19 protein-coding genes are annotated in these 21,595 nt (G+C 69.7%); 16 read left to right on the top strand and 3 right to left on the bottom strand.

Features of this window, described 5'->3' with window-relative positions; translation table 11 throughout:
* The first annotated feature begins 94 nt into the window (after positions 1–94).
* The 6 genes from ACFW16_RS23415 (at position 95) to ACFW16_RS23390 (ending at position 6,745) form a co-directional block, all read left to right on the top strand.
* Entirely contained in the window at positions 95–1,225 is a 1,131-nt protein-coding gene (locus ACFW16_RS23415; RefSeq protein WP_380309532.1) for a sugar ABC transporter substrate-binding protein, read from the top strand.
* Between the two features lie 17 nt (positions 1,226–1,242).
* The gene (locus tag ACFW16_RS23410) at positions 1,243–2,793 is read left to right on the top strand and encodes a sugar ABC transporter ATP-binding protein (protein ID WP_380309530.1); all 1,551 of its coding nucleotides are present in this window, start codon (positions 1,243–1,245) and stop codon (positions 2,791–2,793) included.
* Complete coding sequence (locus ACFW16_RS23405; RefSeq protein ID WP_380309528.1) at positions 2,790–3,854, top strand: ABC transporter permease; 1,065 nt, start codon at positions 2,790–2,792, stop codon at positions 3,852–3,854. Before ACFW16_RS23410 ends, ACFW16_RS23405 begins: the two co-directional genes overlap by 4 nt.
* Positions 3,855–3,864: 10 nt before the next feature.
* Positions 3,865–4,815, top strand: a complete 951-nt coding sequence (locus tag ACFW16_RS23400; RefSeq protein ID WP_380309527.1) for an ABC transporter permease — start codon at positions 3,865–3,867, stop codon at positions 4,813–4,815.
* Positions 4,816–4,931: 116 nt separating this feature from the next.
* Complete coding sequence (locus ACFW16_RS23395; RefSeq protein WP_380309525.1) at positions 4,932–5,852, top strand: SMP-30/gluconolactonase/LRE family protein; 921 nt, start codon at positions 4,932–4,934, stop codon at positions 5,850–5,852.
* 14 nt (positions 5,853–5,866) lie between these two features.
* Complete coding sequence (locus ACFW16_RS23390) at positions 5,867–6,745, top strand: DMT family transporter (RefSeq protein WP_380309523.1); 879 nt, start codon at positions 5,867–5,869, stop codon at positions 6,743–6,745.
* A 2-nt stretch (positions 6,746–6,747) separates the two neighbouring features.
* On the opposite strand, the gene ACFW16_RS23385 is transcribed toward ACFW16_RS23390, so the two are convergent.
* Positions 6,748–7,434, bottom strand: coding sequence for a GntR family transcriptional regulator (locus ACFW16_RS23385; protein WP_380309520.1), 687 nt, complete (start codon positions 7,432–7,434; stop codon positions 6,748–6,750).
* Between the two features lie 197 nt (positions 7,435–7,631).
* Between ACFW16_RS23385 and ACFW16_RS23380 the strand changes: the two genes are divergently transcribed.
* From ACFW16_RS23380 to ACFW16_RS23355, 6 genes are read left to right on the top strand one after another with little or no spacing between them, the layout of a single operon-like run.
* Positions 7,632–8,645: an ABC transporter substrate-binding protein gene (locus ACFW16_RS23380; RefSeq protein ID WP_380309518.1), complete on the top strand. Its 1,014-nt coding sequence runs from the start codon at positions 7,632–7,634 to the stop codon at positions 8,643–8,645.
* A 1-nt stretch (position 8,646) separates the two neighbouring features.
* Complete coding sequence (locus ACFW16_RS23375; RefSeq protein ID WP_380309516.1) at positions 8,647–9,408, top strand: ABC transporter ATP-binding protein; 762 nt, start codon at positions 8,647–8,649, stop codon at positions 9,406–9,408.
* 5 nt (positions 9,409–9,413) lie between these two features.
* Positions 9,414–10,271 (top strand): ABC transporter permease, encoded by an 858-nt coding sequence (locus tag ACFW16_RS23370; protein WP_380309514.1) that lies wholly within the window; start codon positions 9,414–9,416, stop codon positions 10,269–10,271.
* Between the two features lie 37 nt (positions 10,272–10,308).
* The gene (araD, locus tag ACFW16_RS23365) at positions 10,309–12,051 is read left to right on the top strand and encodes an L-arabinonate dehydratase (protein ID WP_380309512.1); all 1,743 of its coding nucleotides are present in this window, start codon (positions 10,309–10,311) and stop codon (positions 12,049–12,051) included.
* Positions 12,052–12,097: 46 nt separating this feature from the next.
* A complete protein-coding gene (locus ACFW16_RS23360; protein ID WP_380309589.1) occupies positions 12,098–13,090 on the top strand; it encodes an SMP-30/gluconolactonase/LRE family protein in 993 nt (330 codons plus the stop codon).
* A 23-nt stretch (positions 13,091–13,113) separates the two neighbouring features.
* Positions 13,114–13,833, top strand: a complete 720-nt coding sequence (locus tag ACFW16_RS23355) for a ribonuclease activity regulator RraA (RefSeq protein ID WP_380309509.1) — start codon at positions 13,114–13,116, stop codon at positions 13,831–13,833.
* Positions 13,834–13,870: 37 nt separating this feature from the next.
* On the opposite strand, the gene ACFW16_RS23350 is transcribed toward ACFW16_RS23355, so the two are convergent.
* Positions 13,871–14,806 (bottom strand): 2-hydroxyacid dehydrogenase, encoded by a 936-nt coding sequence (locus ACFW16_RS23350; protein WP_380309507.1) that lies wholly within the window; start codon positions 14,804–14,806, stop codon positions 13,871–13,873.
* Between the two features lie 231 nt (positions 14,807–15,037).
* Between ACFW16_RS23350 and ACFW16_RS23345 the strand changes: the two genes are divergently transcribed.
* From ACFW16_RS23345 to cbiB, 4 genes are all read left to right on the top strand, one after another.
* Positions 15,038–16,582, top strand: a complete 1,545-nt coding sequence (locus ACFW16_RS23345) for a glycosyltransferase (RefSeq protein WP_380309506.1) — start codon at positions 15,038–15,040, stop codon at positions 16,580–16,582.
* A 109-nt stretch (positions 16,583–16,691) separates the two neighbouring features.
* Positions 16,692–17,789, top strand: a complete 1,098-nt coding sequence (locus ACFW16_RS23340) for an SPFH domain-containing protein (RefSeq protein ID WP_380309504.1) — start codon at positions 16,692–16,694, stop codon at positions 17,787–17,789.
* A gap of 9 nt (positions 17,790–17,798) precedes the next feature.
* Entirely contained in the window at positions 17,799–18,860 is a 1,062-nt protein-coding gene (locus ACFW16_RS23335; RefSeq protein ID WP_380309502.1) for a hypothetical protein, read from the top strand.
* 136 nt (positions 18,861–18,996) lie between these two features.
* On the top strand, positions 18,997–19,968 hold the full coding sequence (gene cbiB / locus ACFW16_RS23330; protein WP_380309500.1) for an adenosylcobinamide-phosphate synthase CbiB: 972 nt from the start codon (positions 18,997–18,999) through the stop codon (positions 19,966–19,968).
* 77 nt (positions 19,969–20,045) lie between these two features.
* On the opposite strand, the gene ACFW16_RS23325 is transcribed toward cbiB, so the two are convergent.
* Complete coding sequence (locus tag ACFW16_RS23325) at positions 20,046–21,497, bottom strand: cobyric acid synthase (RefSeq protein ID WP_380309498.1); 1,452 nt, start codon at positions 21,495–21,497, stop codon at positions 20,046–20,048.
* Between the last annotated feature and the right edge of the window lie 98 nt (positions 21,498–21,595).

Genomic DNA, 21,595 nt, shown 5'->3' with positions numbered 1-21,595 from the left:
CGATGAAAGAGGATTCGGCGCAACATCGTACCTGAAAGAAATGTCGGACGAGTTTGAATCGTTCGCGGGCGACAGACCCATCAGGGAGGACCCTATGCTGCTTCACCGTTTCGCCGCGGTCGCCGCGGCTGTCATTCTCTCCACCACGGCCCTGACCGCGCCCGCGGCCGCGGCGCCGAAGACGGTGGACGGGCCGGGCTATCTGCCCGAATGCTTCGCGCCCTGGGCCAAGGACACCAGGTTCTTCAAATGGGACGCCCGCCCGGGGCCGTACCGCATCGCGCTGGTCAACGGCTTCGTCGGCAACATCTGGCGCATCCAGATGATCCAGACCGCCAAGGCCTATGCGGCCCTGCCCGACGTCGCCAAGGACATCAAGGAGTTCAAGGTCGTCTCCACCGGCACCGACGCCGCGGCGCAGCTGGGCACGATCGAGGACTTCATCAACCAGGGCTTCGACGCCATCGTCACCATCGCGGTCAGCCCGACCGGCTTCGACCGGGTGATCAAGCTGGCCAATCGCAAGAACGTCGTGCTGATCCCGTTCGACAATGTCCTCGACACCAAAGAGGTGATGCAGATCAACGAGGATCAGACCGAGATGGGGGTGATGTCGGCCAAGTTCCTGATCGAGCACATCCCCAACGGCGGCAAGATCCTCGAGGTCCGCGGCCTGCCCGGCAACTCGGTCGACCGCGACCGGCACGAGGGCTTCCAGAAGACGATGAAGGAAGCGGGCAAGCCCTTCGACATCGTCGAGGTCGTCGGCAACTGGGCGCCGGGCGATTCGCAGAAGGCGACGGCCGACGCGCTGGCGGTGCACGGCCATTTCGACGGCATCTTCACCCAGGGCGGGTCGAACGGCACGGTGCAGGCGCTGATCGACGCCAAGCATGCCTTCGTGCCGATGGCCGGCGAAGGCGAGAACCTGTTCCGCCAGCAGATCGCCCAGTATCAGGGCCAGGGGCTGAAGGGCCTGTCCTACGGCCAGTCCCCGGCCCTCGTCGCCATCGCCACCAAGGCGGCGATCGCCGCGCTGAAGGGCGAGACGATGCCGCAGATGGTGTCGATCCCGATCCCGGTCGCGGACTACAAGACGCTGAAGGACGGCGAGAACTACTGGTCGAACCTGACGGTCGACTTCTTCGCGCCGAACGCGTTCGAGCCCTGCGGCATCACCTTCACGGCGCCGCAGATCATGGCCCAGACCGCCGAGAACAAGTAAGCGCGGTGGCGCCGGACATGAAGGCCGGCGCCGACACGCCGCCGCTGGTGCGCCTGACCGGGGTCAGCAAGCATTACGGCGGCGTGCACGCGCTGCGCGAGGTGGAGTTCGCGGCCCGGGCCGGGTCGATCCACGGAGTTCTGGGCGAGAACGGGGCCGGCAAGAGCACGCTGATCAAGATCATCGCCGGGGTGGTGCAGCCCAGCGCCGGCGAGATGCTGATCGACGACCGCCCGGCCAGCTTCGCCTCGCCGCAGGCAGCGAATGCCGCCGGCGTCGTCTGCGTGTTCCAGGAGCTGTCGCTGCTGCCGGACCTGTCGGTCGCCGACAACATCTGCATCACCCGGCCGCCCCGGCGCCTGGGCCTGATCGACCGCCGGGCCCAGCGGCGGCGGGCGGAGGAGCTGCTGGCGCGGATCGGCTGCTCCGACATCGATCCGCGGCTGCCGGTCAAGGCGCTGCCCCTGTCGCGCCGGCAGATGGTCGAGATCGCCAAGGCGCTGGGGCGCGACCCACGCCTGCTGATCCTCGACGAGGCGACCTCGGCCCTGACCGCGGCGGATGTGGAGAAGGTCTATGCCCTGCTGCACCGGCTGCGGCGGGAGGGGCTGGGGATCCTCTACATTTCCCACCGCATGCCGGAGATCAAGGCGCTGTGCGACACCTGCTCGGTGTTCCGCAACGGCCGGCACATCGACACCTTCCCGGCCGGCGCGCGCAGCGACGACGAGGTGGTGCGGATGCTGATCGGCCGCGAGATCCACAACGTCTATCCGCCGAAGCCGGTGCGGGCCGAGGCGCCGGTCCCGGTGCTGGAGACCCGCGGGCTGCGCTGGGGCCAGCGCCTGTCGGACATCTCCCTGACCGTCGGCCGCGGCGAGATCGTCGGCCTCGGCGGGCTGGACGGCCAGGGTCAGCGCGAGCTGCTGCTGGCGCTGTTCGGCGTGCTGCGCGGGGTCGAGGGCAGCGTGATGGTCGACGGCCGGCCGGTGCGGATCGGCAGCCCGAGCAAGGCCAAGCGCGCCGACATCCGCATGGCGCTGATCCCGGAGGACCGCAAGACCGAGGGGCTGCTGCTGCCGATGTCGGTCGGCGAGAACATCACCCTGGCGGCCCTAGGCGGCATGGCCCGTGGCGGCGTCATCGACCGCAAGCGCGAAGCGGACAGCATTGCCCGCATGGTCGAGGCGCTGCGGATCAAGATCGGCTCCGCCGACGCCGCGGTCGGCACCCTGTCCGGCGGCAACCAGCAGAAGGTGGCGATCGCCAAATGGCTGCTGACCGAGGCCCGCATCGTCCTGCTGAACGACCCGACCCGCGGCATCGATGTCGGCACCAAGCAGGAGATCTACCAGCTGCTGCACGACCTGGCCGCTGCCGGCACCTCGATCCTGTTCTACTCGACCGACTATGACGAGCTGATCGGCTGCTGCGACCGGGTGCTCATTCTCTATGGCGGGCGGGTGATCCGGACGCTGGAGGGCGAGGCCATCACCGAGACCAACATCGTCGCCAGCGCGCTCAACCTCGAAACCAATGGCCAGGCGGCGGAGGCGGTGCCGGCATGATCCCCCTCCTCCACCGTGCCTCGCGCCAGGGCGGCCTGCTGCTCGCCATCGCCCTGTTCGTGCTGTTCTACGGTCTCTACTCCTACCAGCATCCGCGCGGCGGCAGCGCCGACCTGATCGTCCAGAACGCCAACGAGACCTTCACCCTGGCCCTGGTGGCGATGGCCCAGACCGTGCCGGTGCTGCTGGGCGGGCTCGACCTCTCCGTCGGGCCGCTGATGACGATGGTCAACTGCCTGGCCTCGCATCTCCTGACCGGCAGCGGCTGGGAGCTGGCCTTCGGCATCGTGCTGTGCCTGTGCGCCGGCCTGCTGGCCGGCTTCGTCAACGGCGCGCTGGTCGTCTACGGCCGGATCCAGCCGATCATCGCCACGCTGGCGACCGGGGCCGTGCTGATCGGCATCGCCCTGTTCCTGCGCCCGACCCCGGGCGGCGCGGTCGACAGCGACCTGTCCTGGGCCGCCACCAACACGCTGTTCGACGTGGCCGACACCTATGGCTGGTGGGGCGGCGACCTGCCCGGCTGGTTCGTGGCGATCCAGGCCATCCCGGTGCCGATCATCCTGATCGTGCTGGTGGTGCTGCTGGTCTGGCTGCCGTTCAAGAACTCGGTGACCGGCCGCGGCTGCTACGCCATCGGATCGTCGGAGCAGGCGGCCTTCATGTCCGGCGTCGCCATCGACCGGTCGAAGCTTGCCGCGTTCACCCTGGCCGGGCTGTTCGCCGCGATCGCCGGGGTCTACCTGGCGCTGCAGACCGGCAGCGGCAACGCCGACATGCCGATGGCCGGCGGCTACACCCTCAACTCGATCGCCGCGGTGGTGATCGGCGGCACCTCGCTGTTCGGCGGATCGGGCGGCGCCGTGGCCTCGATCGTCGGCGTCATGGTGCTGCGCGCCATCTCCTTCTGCTTCCGCGTGGTGCCGGAGGACAGCATCCTCGGCTTCCTGGCCAACCCGCTGCTGCAGCCGCTGTCCGAGGGCATCATCCTGCTGGCCGCGGTCTCGCTCGGCGCCGCCCGGGTGTTCACGGTCAGGAACCGCCTGCAGCTGTTCGGGTAGCGGAGGACCGATGCAAGCCTATCTCCGCTCCATCGACCGGCCGATCCTGGTGGCCTGCGGCTTCGTCATCCTGATCCTGGCGGCGGGCACCGCCTACACCGCGATCACCCAGGGCACGGCCACCTTCCTGTCGCCGACCTATCTGCTGCAGCAGCTCAAGGTCGCCTCCTTCCTCGGCGTCGTTGCCGCCGGGATGATGCTGGTGATCCTGATGGGCCATATCGACCTGTCGGTGCCCTGGACCGTCGCCGCCTCGGCCATGCTGGCGACCGCGGTCGGCGGGCCCGAGGCGATCCCGGTCGGCCTCGCCATCGGCGCCCTGGTCGGGCTGTTCAACGGGCTCGGCGTCGCCTTTCTCCGGGTGCCGTCGATGATCTTCACCCTCGGCGTCAACACCGTGCTGCGCGGGCTGATGGTGATGCTGACCGGCGGCTTCTCGCCGACCACCATGGCCACCCCGCCGATGCAGTTCCTGGCCAAGACCGAGCTGCTGGGGATCCCGATGGCGGTGTTCGTCTGGGCCCTGCTGTCGCTCGGCATCGTCTTCCTGCTGACCCGCACGCCGATGGGCCGCTATATCTACGCGATCGGCAACCGCGAGGCCGCGGCCTATCTGTCCGGCGTCAACACCCGGCTCGTCATCCTCGGCGCCTTCACCCTGTGCGGGCTGTGCTCGGCCTTGGCCGGCATCCTCCTCGCCGGCTATTCCAGCAAGGCCTATCAGGCGATGGGCGACCCCTATCTCCTGCCCGCCATCGCCGCGGTGGTGATCGGCGGCACCAACATCCTGGGCGGCCAGGGCCGCTACGCCGGCACCGTGGTCGGCACCATCCTGATCGTGCTGCTGCAGAGCGTGCTGTCGGTGATGCAGATGCCGGAGGCCGGGCGGCAGATCATCTACGGCCTCGTTATCATCCTGATGCTGGTGCTGTATGGGCGCGGTGGCCGCTCTACACTCTGACCGATTTTTCATCCGCCGAATCGTTGACGGCTTCCGGCGGGGCGCAACACTCCGGCCAGTTATGTCCGATCAATAGGACCGTCCGGGCGAGGCCCGGGCCAAGGGAGGAAACCGGGATGCTCGACCCCTGTTTCGAGGTGCTGGACAAGCGCTTCGCGGGCTATGTCATGGGCAATGTCCATATCGACGTGCTGGCCAGCGACATCGGGCTGCGCTGGTCGGAAGGGCCGGTCTGGTTCGGCGACGGCCGCTACCTCTTGTGGAGCGACATCCCGAACAACCGGATCATGCGCTGGGACGAGACCGACGGCAGCGTCAGCGTCTACCGCAACCCGTCGAACTACACCAACGGCCACACCCGCGACCGCCAGGGCCGCCTGATCTCCTGCGAGCATGGCGGCCGCCGGGTCAGCCGCACCGAATATGACGGCCGCATCACCGTGCTGGCCGACAGCTATAACGGCCGCCGCCTGAACTCGCCGAACGACGTGGTGGTGAAGTCGGACGACACGGTGTGGTTCACCGACCCCTCCTACGGCATCCTGTCGGAATATGAAGGCCACCAGTCCGAACCCGAGCAGGATGGCTGCCACGTCTACCGCTTCGACCCGAAATCGGGGACGCTGAAGGCCATCGCCACCGATTTCGACAAGCCGAACGGCATCGCCTTCTCGCCGGACGAAAAGCTGCTCTACGTCGCCGACACCGGTGCCACCCATACCCCGGACGGGCCGAAGCACATCCGCCGCTTCCAGGTCCGCGACGACGGCACGCTGGCCGGCGGCGAGGTCTTCGCCGACTGCACCTTCGGCCTGTTCGACGGATTCCGCATCGACCATCACGGCAACATCTGGACCAGCGCCGGCGACGGCGTGCATTGCTACGCCCCGGACGGCGCGCTGATCGGCAAGATCAAGGTGCCGGAGGTGGTGGCCAATGTCTGCTTCGGCGGAGCCAAGAAGAACCGCCTGTTCATCTGCGCCACCACCTCGCTGCGCGCGGTCTACCTGAACACGCGGGGCGTGCAGACGCCCTGACGGCCCTTTAGGCCATGACCGCCCTGCCGCGGACCGCGGCCGCCCCCGCCGCCGGCATGCTGCTCATGCTGGCGGCGATGGGCAGCTTCACCGCCATGGACACCGTGTCCAAGGTGCTGACCGGCGACTATGACCCGATCCAGGTGACCTGGGCGCGCTATACCTTCCATGCGCTGCCGATGCTGCTGATCGCAGGCCCGGCCAGCGTCCGGCGGATGGCGGCGACGGCCCGGCCGACGCTGCAGGCGGCGCGCGCCCTGGCGCTGCTGGCTTCCGCCATGCTCGCCATCCTCGGCTTCAGCCTGATGCCGCTGGCCGACCTGTTCGCGATCAACTTCATCGCGCCGCTGCTGGTGATCGTGCTGTCGGTGCTGTTCCTGGGCGAGCATGTCGGCCCGCATCGCTGGGCCGCGGTGGCGGCCGGCTTCATCGGCATGCTGATCATCGTCTGGCCCAGCGGCGACGGCGTCGGCATCCTCGGCGGCCTGGTCGCCTTCGGGGCGGCGCTGTTCTGGGCGATCGGCCTGGTCGCCACACGGCGCCTGGACGGCGAGGATCCCCGCACCACCCTGTTCATCACCGCGCTGGTCGGGACGGTGCTGCTGAGCCTGGCGCAGCCTTTCGTCTGGACGCCGCCCGACGCGGCCGGCTGGGGCCTGATGCTGGCGATGGGGCTGCTGGGCCTGCTGTCGCACACCCTGCTGATCGCGGCTTTCGGCCAAGCCCCCGCCTCGACCCTGGCGCCGTTCCAGTACAGCCAGCTGATCTACGGCCTGGCCTTCGGGTGGGTCGTGTTCGGCGACGTGATCGGCGCGCGCCCGCTGCTGGGCTGCGCCGTCATTGTCGCCGCCGGCGCCTATGTCTGGTGGCGGGAGCAGCGCAGTCCGGGCTGAGGCTATCCCCTCACATAATCCGGGAAGCGGGCGCGGATCTCGTCGACCTGGGCCAGCGTCCCGGACAGATGCTGCCGCAGCGCCTCCTGCGCCCGGTCCGCGTCGCCCTCGGCGATGGCGTCGAGGATCCGGGCGTGGTCGTCCAGGATCGACTGGGCTTTGCCCGGCGCCGGCAGGTGCAGCCGCCGCAGCCGGTCGAGATGGCCGCTGCGGCTGCGGATCAGCGCCCACAGGCCTGGCACCTCCGCCGCCTCGCAGAGCTGGCGGTGCAGCGACTGGTCGGTCTCGGCGAAGGCCTCGAGATCCTGGGCGTCGAGCATGCTGCGCTGGCGGGCGATCAGCGCCCGCAGCCGCGGCACGAAGGACCGGTCCTCGCGCTGCGCCAGGCTCCGCACCACCTCGAGCTCGACCGACCGGCGCAGGAAATGCGCCTGCCGTGCCGCCGGCAGGTCGACCGGGCTGACCACCGTGGCGTGCTGCGGGAAGATATCGACCAGCCCCTCCTCCGCCAGGCGCAGCAGGGCGTCGCGGATCGGCGTCTGGCTGACCCCGAATTGCGCCATCAGCTCATTGCGGGCCAGCACCGAGCCCGGCGCCAGGACCAGCGCGATGATCTGCTCGCGCAGCCGCTCATAGACCTGCGGGGCCGCCTGCCGGGCGCGGTCGAGCTGGATCGCCGTGACGGTCATGCTGTTGGAATCCTCGTTCTCTCCACCCGCGATTTGAACCGGGCCGGGCCGCGCCCGCAATCGCGATGATAAACTCGGCTTGGCCATCGATGCACTAATGTATTAGTGTTTCACCGACTCGAACCGAGGTGCCCGCAAGAGCCCGAAGCCGGACCAACCGGCCGGGGACCGGAGCGCCGGATGTGGAGGAGACACGGATGAAGTGGATGCGACTCTGCGCAGCCGCCCTGGCCCTGGCCGGGACCTTTGCCGCCGCGGCGCCGGCCCTGGCGCAGGACAAGACCGAGATCACCATCTCGCGCCAGCCCGGCATCCTGTACATGGCCGCCCATGTCATGGAGAAGCAGAAGCTGGTGGAGAAGCAGGCGGCGGCGCTGGGCCTGCCCGACCTCAAGGTCAGCTGGACCACCTTCTCGGGCGGCGGCGCCCAGACCGACGCGCTGCTGGCCGGCGGCGTCGACATCGTCAACACCGGCGTCGGCAACCTGCTGCTGCTGTGGGACCGCACCCGCGGCGGGGTGAAGGGCATCGTCGCCTCCTCCGCCCTGCCCCTGAACCTCCTCAGCCGCAACCCCAACATCAAGTCGCTGCAGGATTTCGGGTCGACCGACAAGATCGCGGTGCCGACGGTCCGCGTCTCGACCCAGGCGATCCTGCTGCAGATGGCGGCCGCCCAGGCCTTCGGCGAGGACCAGTGGGCCAAGCTGGACGGCAACACGGTGCAGCTGGGCCATCCCGACGCGGCGGCGGCGCTGGCCAACCCGCAGCATGAGGTGACCAGCCATTTCTCGGCCCCGCCCTTCGACTACTTCGAGCTGAAGAACATTCCCGGAACGCATGTGGTGCTGCGCTCGCCCGATGTCATCGGCGGTCCGCTGACCCAGGCGCAGTTCTTCACCACCACCCGCTTCGCCGACGCCAATCCGAAGGTGGTCGAGGCGGTGAAGGCGGCAACGCTGGAGGCGGTCGACTTCATCCACAAGGACACGCGCGCCGCGGTCGAGATCTACCGCGAGGTCACCGGCGACAAGACCAGCGTCGACGACCTGATGGAGATGCTGAAGCAGCCTGGGATGATGGACTTCATCGCGGCGCCGCAGGGCACCATGAAGTTCGCCCAGCACCTGTACCGGATCGGCACCCTGAAGACCGAGCCGAAGGCCTGGACCGACTACTACCTGCCCACCTCCCAAGACCTGAACGGCAACTAGGATGGCGTTGCTCGACGTCAGCGGCGTCACGCTGCGCTACAAGACGCCGTCGGTCCAGGTCACCGCGACCGAGCGGGTCAGCTTCCAGGTCGACCGGTCGGACCGCTTCGTTCTGCTGGGGCCGTCGGGCTGCGGTAAGTCCACCCTGCTGAAGGCGGTCGGCGGCTATATGCGGCCGAGCGAGGGCGCGATCCGGATCAAGGACCGCGAGGTGGCGGAGCCCGGCGCCGACCGGATGATGGTGTTCCAGGAGTTCGACCAGCTGCTGCCCTGGAAGACGGTGCTGGAGAACGTGATGTTCCCGCTGCGCACGGCGCGGAAGCTGCCGCGCCGCGAGGCGGAGGACCGGGCCCGGGCGTATATCGAGAAGGTCCATCTGACCCGGGCGGTCGACAGCTATCCGCACACGCTGTCGGGCGGCATGAAGCAGCGCGTCGCCATCGCCCGCGGCATGGCGATGGAGCCGGACATCCTGCTGATGGACGAACCCTTCGCCGCGCTCGACGCCCTCACCCGCCGGCAGATGCAGGACGAGCTGCTGCAGCTTTGGCAGGACACGCGCTTCACCGTCCTCTTCGTCACCCATTCGATCGCCGAGGCGATCCGCATCGGCAACCGCATCCTGCTGCTGTCGCCGCACCCGGGCCGGGTCAAGGCCGAGGTGCGCGACGTCGACCGGGTCTCGGCCGAGGACGGCAGCGCCGGCCGGCTGGAGCGGCAGATCCACGACCTGCTCTTCGCCGAGCCGGGCCATAGGGAGTGAACGCGATGGCCCAGATCCTGATGGCGGACACCGAATCGACCGCCGCCCCCCAGATCGGCGCCGTCGAGCGCAAGCTCGGGATTGTCGAGCTGCTGTGGGGCAGCGCCTTCATCCGCAAGACCCTGCTGATCCTGGTGCTGGCCGCGATCTGGCAGGTCTATGCCTCGATTCTCGACAACCCGCTGCTGTTCCCGACGCTGGGCGACACGCTGTCGGCCATGGTCGACGGCTTCACCCGCGGCCCGCTGGCGCTGCGGGCCTGGACCTCGATCAAGATCCTGCTGATGGGCTATGCCGCCGGCATCGCGCTGGCCGCGACCCTGACGGTGCTGGCCATCAACACCCGGGTCGGCACCGATTTCCTCGAGACCATGACGGCGATGTTCAACCCGCTGCCGGCGATCGCGCTCTTGCCGCTGGCGCTGATCTGGTTCGGGCTCGGCACCGGCAGCCTGGTCTTCGTGCTGATCCATTCGGTGCTATGGGCGGTCGCGCTGAACACCCATGCCGGCTTCCTCGGCGTGTCGCAGACCCTGCGCATGGTCGGGCGCAACTACGGCCTCCGGGGGCTCGGCTATGTCGCCCGCATCCTGGTGCCGGCCGCCTTTCCGTCGATCCTGACCGGGCTCAAGATCGGCTGGGCCTTCGCCTGGCGCACCCTGATCGCGGCCGAGCTGGTGTTCGGCGTCTCCTCCGGCCAGGGCGGGCTGGGCTGGTTCATCTTCGAGAACCGCAACCTGCTCGACATCCCCTCGGTCTTCGCCGGGCTGCTCACCGTCATCGTCATCGGCCTGGTGGTCGAGAACGTGATTTTCCGCTCGATCGAGCGGCGGACGGTGCGACGATGGGGCCTGCAGAATTGAGTCCCAGCCACCGATCCTCTCCAGACGGCAGCGAGCCATGACCGACACGCCCCGCAAGACGCCCGACACTCTCCGCAGCGCCCGCTGGTTCGCGCCCGACGACCTGCGCGCCTTCGGCCACCGCTCCCGCGCCATGCAGATGGGCTACGGGCCCGAGGACTGGGTCGGCCGGCCGGTGATCGCGCTGATCAACACCTGGTCCGACGCCAACCCCTGCCACGCCCATTTCAAGCAGCGGGTCGAGGATGTGAAGCGCGGGGTGCTGCAGGCGGGCGGCTTCCCGATCGAGCTGCCGGCGCTGTCGCTGTCGGAAAGCTATGTCAAGCCGACCACCATGCTGTACCGCAACCTGCTGGCGATGGAGGTGGAGGAGCTGCTGCGCTCGCATCCGGTCGACGGCGCGGTGCTGCTGGGCGGCTGCGACAAGACCACCCCCGGCCTGCTGATGGGCGCGACCAGCGCCGGCCTGCCGGCGATCTATCTGCCGGCCGGGCCGATGCTGCGCGGCAACTGGAAGGGCAAGGTGCTCGGCTCCGGCTCCGACGCCTGGAAGTTCTGGGACGAGCGCCGGGCCGGCAACATCAGCGACCAGGACTGGCTGGACATCGAGGGCGGCATCGCCCGCAGCTACGGCCACTGCATGACCATGGGCACGGCCAGCACCATGACCGCGATCGCCGAGGCGATCGGCATGACCCTGCCCGGCGCCTCCTCGATCCCGGCCGCGGATGCCGGCCATATCCGGATGTCCTCCGCCTGCGGCCGCCGCATCGTCGAGATGGTGTGGGAGGACCTGGTCCCGGCCCGGATCCAGACCCGCGCCGCCTTCGAGAACGCGATCGTGGTGGCGATGGCGATGGGCTGCTCGACCAACGCCATCATCCATCTGGTCGCCATGGCGCGGCGGGCGGGCGCCGATATCGGCCTGGATGATTTCGACGCCGCCAGCCGGGTGGTGCCGGTGATCGCCAATGTCCGGCCCAGCGGCGATCAGTACCTGATGGAGGATTTCTTTTATGCCGGCGGCCTGCCGGGGCTGATGACCCGGCTGCGCGACCACCTGAAGCTGGACGCGCTGACCGTCAGCGGCCGCACCGTGGGCGAGAACATCGCCGGCGCCGAGATCTACAACGAGGATGTGATCCGGCCGATCGACAACCCGCTCTATGCCGAGGGTGCGCTGGCGGTGCTGCGCGGCAACCTGGCGCCGGACGGCTGCGTCATCAAGCCCAGCGCCTGCGAGCCGCGCTTCCTGAAGCACAGCGGCCCGGCCCTGGTGTTCGACGACTATCCGTCGATGAAGGCGGTGATCGACCGCGACGACCTGGACGTCACGCCGGACCATGTGCTGGTGCTGCGGAATGTGGGGCCTCAAGGGGGACCGGGCATGCCGGAATGGGGCATGCTGCCGATCCCGAAGAAGCTGGTGAAGCAGGGCATCCGCGACATGGTCCGCATCTCCGACGCGCGGATGAGCGGCACCAGCTACGGCGCCTGCATCCTGCACGTCTCGCCCGAATCCTATGTCGGCGGACCGCTGGCGCTGCTGCGCACCGGCGACATCGTCACCCTCGACGTCGCCGCCCGCCGCATCGACATGGAGGTGCCGGAGGCGGAGCTGGCGCGCCGCCGGGCCGAACTGCAGCCGCCGCAGCCCCGCTTCGAGCGCGGCTATGGCTGGATGTTCAACCGCCATATCCGCCAGGCGCATGAGGGCTGCGACTTCGACTTCCTCGAGACCGGCTTCGGCGCCCCGGTGGGCGAGCCGGACATCTTCTGACGACCCGAGAGACCGACGCATGAATCGCAGCAGACGGGAGGTGATCATGGCCGGAGCCGCCATTGCCGCCGCATCGTTCACGACCGGGGCCCGCGCGGATTGGGCACCGTCGACGCGCTACCCCGACCCGGCGGTGCAGGTCCTGGATCCCAGCTTCGCGCCCTACAGGCTGTTCAACGCGGCGGTAGAGCGCATCGCCACCGGCTGCCGCTGGTGCGAGGGGCCGGTCTGGTTCGGCGACGGCCGCTATCTTCTGTGGAGCGACATCCCGAACAACCGGATCCTGAAATGGGACGAGGAGACCGGGGCGGTCAGCACCTTCCGCAAGCCCTCCGGCTTCGCCAACGGCAACACCCGGGACCGCCAGGGCCGGCTGGTCACCTGCGAGAATATCGGCCGCCGCGTCACCCGCACCGAATATGACGGCACGATCACTGTCCTGGCCGACCGCTTCGAGGGCAAGCGGCTGAACTCGCCCAACGACATCGTGGTCAAGTCCGACGGCTCGATCTGGTTCAGCGACCCGCCCTTCGGCATCGGCGGCAACTACGAAGGCCGCAAGGCCGAGCCGGAGCTGCCGAGCAACCTGTACCGGCTGGATCCGGAGACCGGCTCGCTCGCGGTCATGGCCGGGGACCTGAACGGGCCCAACGGCCTCGCCTTCTCGCCTGACGAAAAGATCCTTTACGTGATCGAATCCCGGGCGACGCCGAACCGGCTGATCCATGCCTATGACGTGGTCGACGGCGGCCGCGGCATCGCCAACCGCCGGGTCGCGGTCGATTGCGGCAAGGGCACCGCCGATGGCATGCGCGTCGATGTCGACGGCAACCTGTGGTGCGGCTGGGGCATGGGCAGCGACGAGCTGGACGGGGTGATGATCTTCAATCCCGACGGCAAGCCGATCGGCCGGATCGCCTTGCCCGAGCGCTGCGCCAACCTGTGCTTCGGCGGCGAGATGCGCAACCGCCTGTTCATGGCCTCCAGCCAATCCGTATACGCGCTCCATGTGGGCACCCAGGGCGCCGTCGGCGGCTGACCCTTCCGAACGAGGATGATCGAATGACCGGATTGAAACCCGAGACCCGGGACAAGCTGAAGACCGTCAGCACCGCCACCCTGACCACGGCCCTGTTCAAGCGCGGCCTGCGCAACCAGTTCATCCAGGATGTGCACCCGCTGAACCCGTCGGGCGCGCCGATGGTCGGCGAGGCCTTCACCCTGCGCTACATCCCGGCGCGCGAGGACCTGAACCCGCTCAGCGTGTTCCAGGACCGCGCCCACCCGCAGCGCAAGGCGGTCGAGGACTGCCCGCCCGGCGCCGTCTTCGTCATCGACAGCCGCAAGGATCCGCGCGCGGCCTCGGCCGGGTCGATCCTGGTGGCGCGGCTGATGAAGCGCGGCGTCGCCGGCGTGGTCACCGACGGCGGCTTCCGCGATTCGCCGGAGATCGCCAAGCTCGGCATCCCCGCCTATCACAACCGCCCGGCGGCCCCGACCAACCTGACCCGCCACCAGGCGCTGGACATCAACGTGCCGATCGGCTGCGGCGACGCGCCGGTGTTTCCGGGCGATGTGGTGGTCGGCGACGGCGAGGGCGTGGTGATCATCCCGGCGAACATCGCCGACGAGATCGCCGACGAGGCGGTGGAGATGACCGCCTTCGAGGATTTCGTCACCGAGGAGGTGATGAAGGGCCGCTCGATCCTCGGCCTCTACCCCGCGACCGAAGAGCAGACCAAGCTCGACTTCGCCGCCTGGCGCAAGGCGAACGGGCGGTAGGCAGGACCGGGGGCGGCGCGACCGCCCCCTTCCCCCCTCACACCACCGGGGTCAGCAGCGGCTGGCCGGCGAAATGGGCCAGCAGGTTGCGGACCACGAGGTCGGCCATGGCGTTGCGGGTCTCGACCGTGGCGCTGCCGACATGCGGCTGCAGCACCACGTTGTCGAGGGCGTAGAGCGCCTCCGGCACCTTCGGCTCGTGCTCGAACACGTCGAGCCCGGCGGCGCCGAGCCGGCCGTCGACCAGGGCCGACACCATCTCCGGCTCATCCACCACCGTGCCGCGGGCGATGTTGACCAGGATGCCCTCGGGGCCCAGCGCCTCGATCACCGCGCGATTGACGATGTGATGGGTGGCGGCGCCGCCGGGGCAGCACAGCACCAGCACGTCGCTGTCGCGGGCCAGGGCCACCAGGTCCGGATAATAGGGATGGTCGATCTCCGGCTTCGCCCGCGGCCCGTGCCAGGCGATCGACAGGCCGAACACCTGCGCCCGCTCCGCCACCGCTTGGCCGATCCGGCCCATGCCGACCACGCCGAGGCGCTTGCCGCGCAGGCTGCGGGCCAGCGGCAGGCCGCCCTGGGTCCATTTGCCGGCGCGGACGAAATGGTCGCCGACGCAGAGCCGCCGCGCCGTCGCCAGCATCAGCAGGAGGCCGAGATCCGCGACCTCGTCGTCGAGCACGCCGGGGGTGTTGGTGACGCGGACGCCGCGCGCCTTGGCATGGGCGGTGTCGACCTTGTCGTAGCCGACGCCGAAATTGCCGATGATCTCCAGCGCCGGGAACCGGTCCATCAGCTCCGCCGAGACGCCGGGGCCGGTGACGATGCCGCGGACCTCCGGCGCCACCCGCCGGATCAGCGCCTCGCGGTCCTCGGCCTCCCACAGCCGGTGCACGGTGCAGTTCGCCTCCAGCTCGGCGAAGGGGCCCGGCATCAGGCCGGCCAGGGCGAGGACGACGGGTTTGGTCATGGTTTCCTCCATGGCCCCGGTTCGGCGGGCCGGCGCCCAGCCTATCGTACAAGTCCGACGATTCAAGGCCTTCCGGCGACCGTTTTCACCGGCCGTCCCATACCTGCCATGCTGGCGCCACGTTCCGCTGCGCTTGATGTCGCCGAGGTGCCGATACGATACACTGACGGAACAACGACATGAGTCGGCTGTTTTGAGTTCTGAATATACGCAAGAAAAGGCCGGGCCATCTTGACCCCCTTGGAGATCTTCGAGTTCAGCGTATACGGTCTACTGGCCATCGCGCTGACGCTATTATGCCTCCTGTCCTGCAATCTCCTCTGGCTCGCGGTCACCTTCTGGCGACATCAGTCGCAGGGGCAGAGTCTGCCGAGTCAGGGGACGGCCGCGACGCCGGACGCTGACCTGCCCAGGGTCCTGATCCAGGTCCCGGTGTTCAATGAACGGCATGTGGTGCGCCGCATCCTCGGCGCCGCCGCCGCGCTCGACTGGCCGCAGGACAAGCTGACGATCCAGCTGCTGGACGACAGCATCGACGAGACCCGCGAGATCGCCGAGGCGGCGGTGCAGGAGCTGCGCGCCGCCGGCGTCGACGCCCACCGCCTGCACCGGACCGACCGCACCGGCTTCAAGGCCGGGGCGCTGCATGCCGGGCTGGGCGTCACCGATCATCCCTATGTCGCGATCTTCGACGCCGACTTCATTCCGCGGCCGGACTTCCTGCGCCGCACCGTCGGCGTGCTGGAGAACGACAAGCGCCTGGCCTTCGTGCAGGGCCGCTGGGAGCATCTGAACGGTGACGAGAACCGCCTGACCCGCGCCCAGACGCTGATGCTGGACGCGCATTTCGGCATCGAGCAGCCGGCCCGCAGCATGACCGGTCTGCCCCTGCCCTTCAACGGCACCTGCGGCATCTGGCGCCGCGCCGCGATCGACGACGCCGGCGGCTGGAAGGCCGACACGCTGACCGAGGACCTGGACCTCAGCCTGCGCGCCCATCTCAAGGGCTGGCGCGCCCGCTACCTGTCCGACATCACCGTGCCGGGCGAGCTGCCCTCGTCCATCGCCGCCTGGCGGGTGCAGCAGTTCCGCTGGACCAAGGGCTTCGCCCAGGTCGCCTGCAAGCTGCTGCCGACGATCTGGCGCTCCGCCTTCCCGCCAAAGACCAAGGTCGCGGTCAGCCTGCAGCTGCTGCAGTGCCTGTTCTACCCGCTGGGCGCGCTGGCCATGGTGAACACGCTGATGTTCCTCGGCATCGGCTTCGACCAGCCGGTGGCGCTGACCGTGCTGGGCGTGGTCTCGACCGTGCTCGGCATCTCCGGCACCGCCGCCTTCCTGGTCTCCGGCCGCTGCGCCGTGCGGCGGGAGCGGCTGGGCCAGGCGGTGATGGACATACTGGCCACCATGGCGCTGAACGCCGGCCTGTCGCTGTCGAACTCGGTGGGCGTGATCGAGGCCTTCATCGGCCGGCGCAGCGGCTTCGTGCGGACGCCGAAGAAGGGCAGCTCGCGCCGGTCCGGCTATCGCAGCGGCGCCGGCAGCGGCATCCCGGAGACGGCGGCCGGCGCGGTTCTGCTCGGCATGGTGGCGACCGACCTGGCCTGGTACCTGCCGTTCCTGGTCGTGTCCGGCACCGGCCTCCTGATCATGGGCACCGCGCTCCTGGCCGAGCGCTACGACCTGCGGCTCGACCCGCGCGCCCTGCCCCGCACCATGCCGGGCGTGAAGCTGGCGCCGCCGGCGGCCCGGGCGCCGCAGCCGAACTCGCGCAGCTAGCATCGAGGCGGACCGGGTCGTTCCATCCCGGCCCGCCTCTTTTTCGTCCCAAGCTGATACTATCGTCGCCGCGCGATCCGGCCCATGAGGCCCGCGGATGGAGGGGACCATGGCCCTGTGGGACAAGATTGCCGGCGAATTCATCGACATCATCGAATGGACCGATGATACCCAGGACACCATCGTCTACCGGTTCGAGCGGCACAACAACGAGATCAAGTACGGCGCCCAGCTGACCGTGCGCGAGAGCCAGGTCGCCGTCTTCGTCAACGAAGGCAAGGTGGCCGACGTCTTCCAGCCCGGCATGGTCACGCTGGAGACCAGGAACCTGCCGATCCTGTCGACGCTGCAGGGCTGGAAATACGGCTTCGCGAGCCCGTTCAAGGCCGAGGTCTACTTCCTCAACACCAAGCGGTTCACCGACCTGAAATGGGGCACGATGAACCCGGTGATGCTGCGCGACCCGGAATTCGGGCCGGTGCGGCTGCGCGCCTTCGGCACCTATGCCATCCGGGTCAAGGACCCGGCCGCCTTCATCCGCGAGATCGCCGGCACCGACGGCCGCTTCACCACCGACGAGATCACCGAGCAGCTGCGCAACCTGATCGTCACCAGCTTCGCCGGGGCGGTGGCGAAGTCGGGCATCCCCGTGCTCGACCTGTCGTCCAACTACGACAAGGTCGGCCAGGTCATCCGCGACGCGATCCAGCCGGAGTTCGACGCCTACGGCCTGGAGGTGGCGGCGCTGCTGGTCGAGAACGTCTCGCTGCCCGAGGAGGTGGAGAAGGCGCTGGACCGGCGCAGCAGCATGGGCGTGGTCGGCGATCTCGGCCGCTACACCCAGTTCCAGACCGCCGAGGCGATCAAGGCCGCGGCCGAGAACCCGGGCGGGGCCGCCGGCATCGGCATCGGCATGGCGACCGCCGGGGGCCTCGCCTCGGCCATGGGCGGCGCGGTGCAGCAGGCCTCGGCCCCGGCCGCCGGGTCGGCGCCGCCGCCGTTGCCCGGCGCCTATCACGTTGCCGTCGACGGCAAGCAGGCCGGCCCGTTCCCGGCAGCCGAGCTGCAGGGGCTGGTGCGCGACGGCCGCCTGACCCGCGACAGCCTGGTCTGGACCCAGGGCATGGCGAGCTGGGCCAAGGCCGGCGAGATCGCCGCCCTGGCCACGCTGTTCGCCGACCAGCCGCCGCCGCTGCCGCCCGCCTGATCCCGGGTCATGTCGGACCTGGCTTTCGCCTGCGCGTCCTGCGGCGCGCAGCTGGAATACGCGCCCGGCACCCGGGCGCTGAAATGCCCCTATTGCGGACACGAGAACCCGATCGAGGCCTCGCCCTGGACGACCGTCGCCGAGATCGACTACGCGGTCGGCTTGGCGGATGCGGAGCAGCAGGCGCCGACCGAGACCGTCTCGGTCGTCTCGTGCAAGCGCTGCGCCGCCGAATTCCAGCTGGACCCCGCGATCCAGGCGTCGCGCTGCCCGTTCTGCGGCACGCCGATCGTGCTCGAGCCGCGCGACGTGACCCATCTGACGCCCGGCGCGGTGCTGCCCTTCGGCTTCGACGCCAAGGCGGCGCGGGCGAAATACGAATCCTGGCTGTCCGGCCTGTGGTTCGCGCCCGGCGACGTGAAGCGCCTGGCCAAGGCCGACAACGGCTTCATCGGCATGTATGTGCCGTACTGGACCTACGACGCCGCGACGCAGAGCGACTATAGCGGCCAGCGCGGCATCACCGTGGTGCGGACGGTCCGCGACGGCAACCAGACACGCACGGTGACGGAGACGCGCTGGACGCCGTGCAGCGGCCGGGTCGCGCGCGACTTCGACGACGTCACGGTGGTGGCCAGCCGATCGCTGCCGGAAGGCTATCTGGACCGGCTGGAGCCGTGGGACCTGGGGGCCCTGGTTCCCTATGATGGGCGCTATCTGAGCGGCTTCGGGGCCCAGCACTATCAGGTCGGCCTGGCCGACGGCTTCGAGACGGCGAAGACGAAGATGGAGTCGGTGATCCGTGGCGATGTCCGCAGCGACATCGGCGGCGACCAGCAGATGATCAGCTCGCTGCAGACCGATTACGCCGGGGTGACCTTCAAGCATGTGCTGCTGCCGGTCTGGCTGAACAGCTTCCGCTACGGCGGCCGGACCTACAGCTTCGTGATCAACGGCCGCACCGGCGAGGTGCAGGGCCAGCGGCCGTGGAGCTGGGTCAAGATCGGCCTCGCCGTGCTGGCGGTGCTGGTTGCGGTTCTGGTCTTCTTGATGCTCACGAACAAGGGTTGAGCCTTCTTTTTTTGTCATGCCCGGGCTTGACCCGGGCATCCAGGGCGGCCAGAGCAGTTCGCGGCGGCCCCTGGATCGCCGGGTCAAGCCCGGCGATGACAAAAAAAGGGGACCGGTCTCTATCGTTTGCGTGAGCATGCTGGACGTCTCCCACCATCTCTGGATCCTGGCCGCGGCCCTGCTGCTCGACGCGCTGGTCGGCGACCCGCCCTGGCTGTGGCGGCGGCTGCCGCACCCCGTCGCCCTGATCGGCTGGGGGATCGGCTGGCTGGACCGGCGCCTGAACCAGGACGGCGACGCCCCGGCCCGGCGCCGGGCCGCCGGCATCACCGCGACGCTGCTGCTGGTGCTGCTGGCCGGCGGCATCGGCTGGGGCCTGTCCGCCCTGCTGCGCGCACTGCCCTTCGGCTGGGTGCTGGAGATCGTCGTCGCCGCAATCTTCCTGGCCCAGCGCAGCCTGCACGACCATGTCGCCGCCGTGGCCGCGGCCTGTGAGCTGGAGGGGCTGGAGGGCGGGCGCCGCGCCGTGTCGATGATCGTCGGCCGCGACCCGCAGAGCCTGGACCTGGCCGGCGTGTGCCGCGCCGCGATCGAGAGCGACGCCGAGAACACCTCTGACGGCGTGTTCGCGCCGGCTTTCTGGTTCGCGCTGCTCGGCCTGCCGGGGATCCTGGTCTACAAGGTCGTGAACACCGCCGACAGCATGATCGGCCACCGCACCGCCCGGCACGAGGCCTTCGGCTGGGCCGCGGCGCGGCTGGACGACGTGCTGAACCTGGTCCCGGCGCGGCTGTGCGGCGCCCTGCTGGCCCTGGCCGCGCCCTTCGGCGGCGGCCACGTCGGCGCAGCGTGGCGGGCGATGTGGAGGGACGCGCCGAAGCACCGCTCGCCCAATGCCGGCTGGCCGGAGGCGGCAATGGCCGGCGGCCTCGGCCTCGCTTTGGCCGGGCCGCGCCAATACCACGGCACGGTGGTGCCCGACGCCTGGATGGGGGATGGCGGCCGGGCGGAGGCGACGCCGCGCGACATCCGCCGGGCTTTGGCGGTCACCAGCGGCGCCGGGGTGATCATGGTGTTGGTGACGGTCGCAATAGCACTGATTCTGTAGGTTGGGTTCGCGACGCGAACCCAACATCCAACCGCAGGATCGGCGTCGAGATGTTGGGTTCGCAAGGCGAACCCAATCTACGCGGGAAGCCCTGCAATCCGGGCCAGCGCCGCCATGTCCAGATGCCGTTCCAGGTGGTCGGCCAGCCCGTCCAGCGTGGCGTCGACCGTGGCGTCATAGGCCAGGCCGGCCTGTGGGCGCGGCCCGAGCCCGGCCAGGAAGGCGGCGCGGAAGCCGTCGGCGGCGAACAGGCCGTGGACGTAGCAGCCGGCGATGCGGCCGTCGGGGGAGACGGCGCCGTCCGGTCGGCCGTCGAGGTCGAGCAGCGGGCGGACCAGGGCCGGGCCTTCAGTGCGGCCGACATGCATCTCGTAGCCGCGGATTGCCGTGCCGGTCGGCCGGTGGGTGCCGGCGACGGCGACCAGGCTCTTCTCCGGCGTCATCACCGTCTCGAGATCGAGCAGACCCAGCCCGTCGGCGGAGCCGGGCGGGCCGTCGATGCCGTCCGGGTCGTGCAGCCTTCGGCCCAGCATCTGGAAGCCCGCACAGAGGCCCAGCACCCTTCCGCCGCGCCGGACATGGGCCATCAAGTCGATGTCCCAGCCCTGGGCGCGCAGGAAGGCGAGGTCGCCGATGGTCGATTTCGACCCCGGCAGCAGCACCAGGTCGGCATCGCCGGGCAGCGCCTCGCCGGGCGGCACCATGCGCACCGCCACGTCCGGCTCCAGCCGCAGCGGATCGAGGTCGTCGAAATTGGCGATGCGCGACAGCACCGGCACGGCGACGGTGATCGCCCGGCCGTGCGGCGTCTCGATCTCGGCCAGGGCGTTGGCGTCCTCGGCCGGCAGAAGCGACGCCTGCGGCCAGTGCGGCACGATGCCGAGGCCGCGCCAGCCGGTGCGGTGCTCGACGATCCGCACGCCGTCGGCGAACAGCGCGGCGTCGCCGCGGAAGCGGTTGACGATGAAGCCGCGGATACGGGCGGCCTCCGCCGGCCCGATCACCGCATGGGTGCCGACCAGGCTGGCGATGACGCCGCCGCGATGGATGTCGGCGACCAGCACCACCGGCAGGCCCGCGGCCTCGGCGAAGCCCATGTTCGCGATGTCGCCGGCGCGGAGGTTGACCTCGGCCGGGCTGCCGGCGCCTTCGACCAGCACCAGGTCGGCCTCGGCCGACAGGCGGCCATAGCTGTCCAGCACCGCCGCCAGCAGCTGCGGCTTGCGGGCGGCATAGTCGCGGGCCTTCAGCGTGGCGACGCGGCGGCCCTGGACGATGACCTGGGCGCCGGTCTCCGTCTCCGGCTTCAGCAGCACCGGGTTCATGTGCACGGTCGGGTCGACGCCGCAGGCCCGCGCCTGCAGCGCCTGGGCCCGGCCGATCTCGCCGCCATCGGCCGTCACCGCGGCGTTGTTCGACATGTTCTGCGGCTTGAACGGCCGCACCCGCAGGCCGCGCCGGGCGAAGGCCCGGCACAGCCCGGCGACGATCAGCGACTTGCCGACGTCGGAGCCGGTGCCCTGAATCATCAGGGCGGGGACGCGAGACGTCACGGCCGCGTAGGTTGGGTTCGCCGCGGCGAACCCAACATCCAACCGCCTGCACCGGCGTCCCCATGTTGGGTTCG

It is taken from the genome of Inquilinus sp. NPDC058860 (assembly GCF_042743185.1).
GTDB lineage: Bacteria > Pseudomonadota > Alphaproteobacteria > DSM-16000 > Inquilinaceae > Inquilinus.
The sequence above is the reverse complement of the archived record's forward strand: the minus strand, read 5'-3'. Positions and strand labels throughout refer to the sequence as shown.

What these genes read in the sequence shown, in the direction of transcription:
- ACFW16_RS23415 (WP_380309532.1), top strand. Translation starts at nt 95, where the DNA reads ATGCTGCTTCACCGTTTCGCCGCGGTCGCCGCGGCTGTCATTCTCTCC.
- ACFW16_RS23410 (WP_380309530.1), top strand. Translation starts at nt 1,243, where the DNA reads ATGAAGGCCGGCGCCGACACGCCGCCGCTGGTGCGCCTGACCGGGGTC.
- ACFW16_RS23405 (WP_380309528.1), top strand. Translation starts at nt 2,790, where the DNA reads ATGATCCCCCTCCTCCACCGTGCCTCGCGCCAGGGCGGCCTGCTGCTC.
- ACFW16_RS23400 (WP_380309527.1), top strand. Translation starts at nt 3,865, where the DNA reads ATGCAAGCCTATCTCCGCTCCATCGACCGGCCGATCCTGGTGGCCTGC.
- ACFW16_RS23395 (WP_380309525.1), top strand. Translation starts at nt 4,932, where the DNA reads ATGCTCGACCCCTGTTTCGAGGTGCTGGACAAGCGCTTCGCGGGCTAT.
- ACFW16_RS23390 (WP_380309523.1), top strand. Translation starts at nt 5,867, where the DNA reads ATGACCGCCCTGCCGCGGACCGCGGCCGCCCCCGCCGCCGGCATGCTG.
- ACFW16_RS23385 (WP_380309520.1), bottom strand. Translation starts at nt 7,434, where the DNA reads ATGACCGTCACGGCGATCCAGCTCGACCGCGCCCGGCAGGCGGCCCCG.
- ACFW16_RS23380 (WP_380309518.1), top strand. Translation starts at nt 7,632, where the DNA reads ATGAAGTGGATGCGACTCTGCGCAGCCGCCCTGGCCCTGGCCGGGACC.
- ACFW16_RS23375 (WP_380309516.1), top strand. Translation starts at nt 8,647, where the DNA reads ATGGCGTTGCTCGACGTCAGCGGCGTCACGCTGCGCTACAAGACGCCG.
- ACFW16_RS23370 (WP_380309514.1), top strand. Translation starts at nt 9,414, where the DNA reads ATGGCCCAGATCCTGATGGCGGACACCGAATCGACCGCCGCCCCCCAG.
- araD (WP_380309512.1), top strand. Translation starts at nt 10,309, where the DNA reads ATGACCGACACGCCCCGCAAGACGCCCGACACTCTCCGCAGCGCCCGC.
- ACFW16_RS23360 (WP_380309589.1), top strand. Translation starts at nt 12,098, where the DNA reads ATGGCCGGAGCCGCCATTGCCGCCGCATCGTTCACGACCGGGGCCCGC.
- ACFW16_RS23355 (WP_380309509.1), top strand. Translation starts at nt 13,114, where the DNA reads ATGACCGGATTGAAACCCGAGACCCGGGACAAGCTGAAGACCGTCAGC.
- ACFW16_RS23350 (WP_380309507.1), bottom strand. Translation starts at nt 14,806, where the DNA reads ATGACCAAACCCGTCGTCCTCGCCCTGGCCGGCCTGATGCCGGGCCCC.
- ACFW16_RS23340 (WP_380309504.1), top strand. Translation starts at nt 16,692, where the DNA reads ATGGCCCTGTGGGACAAGATTGCCGGCGAATTCATCGACATCATCGAA.
- ACFW16_RS23335 (WP_380309502.1), top strand. Translation starts at nt 17,799, where the DNA reads ATGTCGGACCTGGCTTTCGCCTGCGCGTCCTGCGGCGCGCAGCTGGAA.
- cbiB (WP_380309500.1), top strand. Translation starts at nt 18,997, where the DNA reads ATGCTGGACGTCTCCCACCATCTCTGGATCCTGGCCGCGGCCCTGCTG.
- ACFW16_RS23325 (WP_380309498.1), bottom strand. Translation starts at nt 21,497, where the DNA reads ATGATTCAGGGCACCGGCTCCGACGTCGGCAAGTCGCTGATCGTCGCC.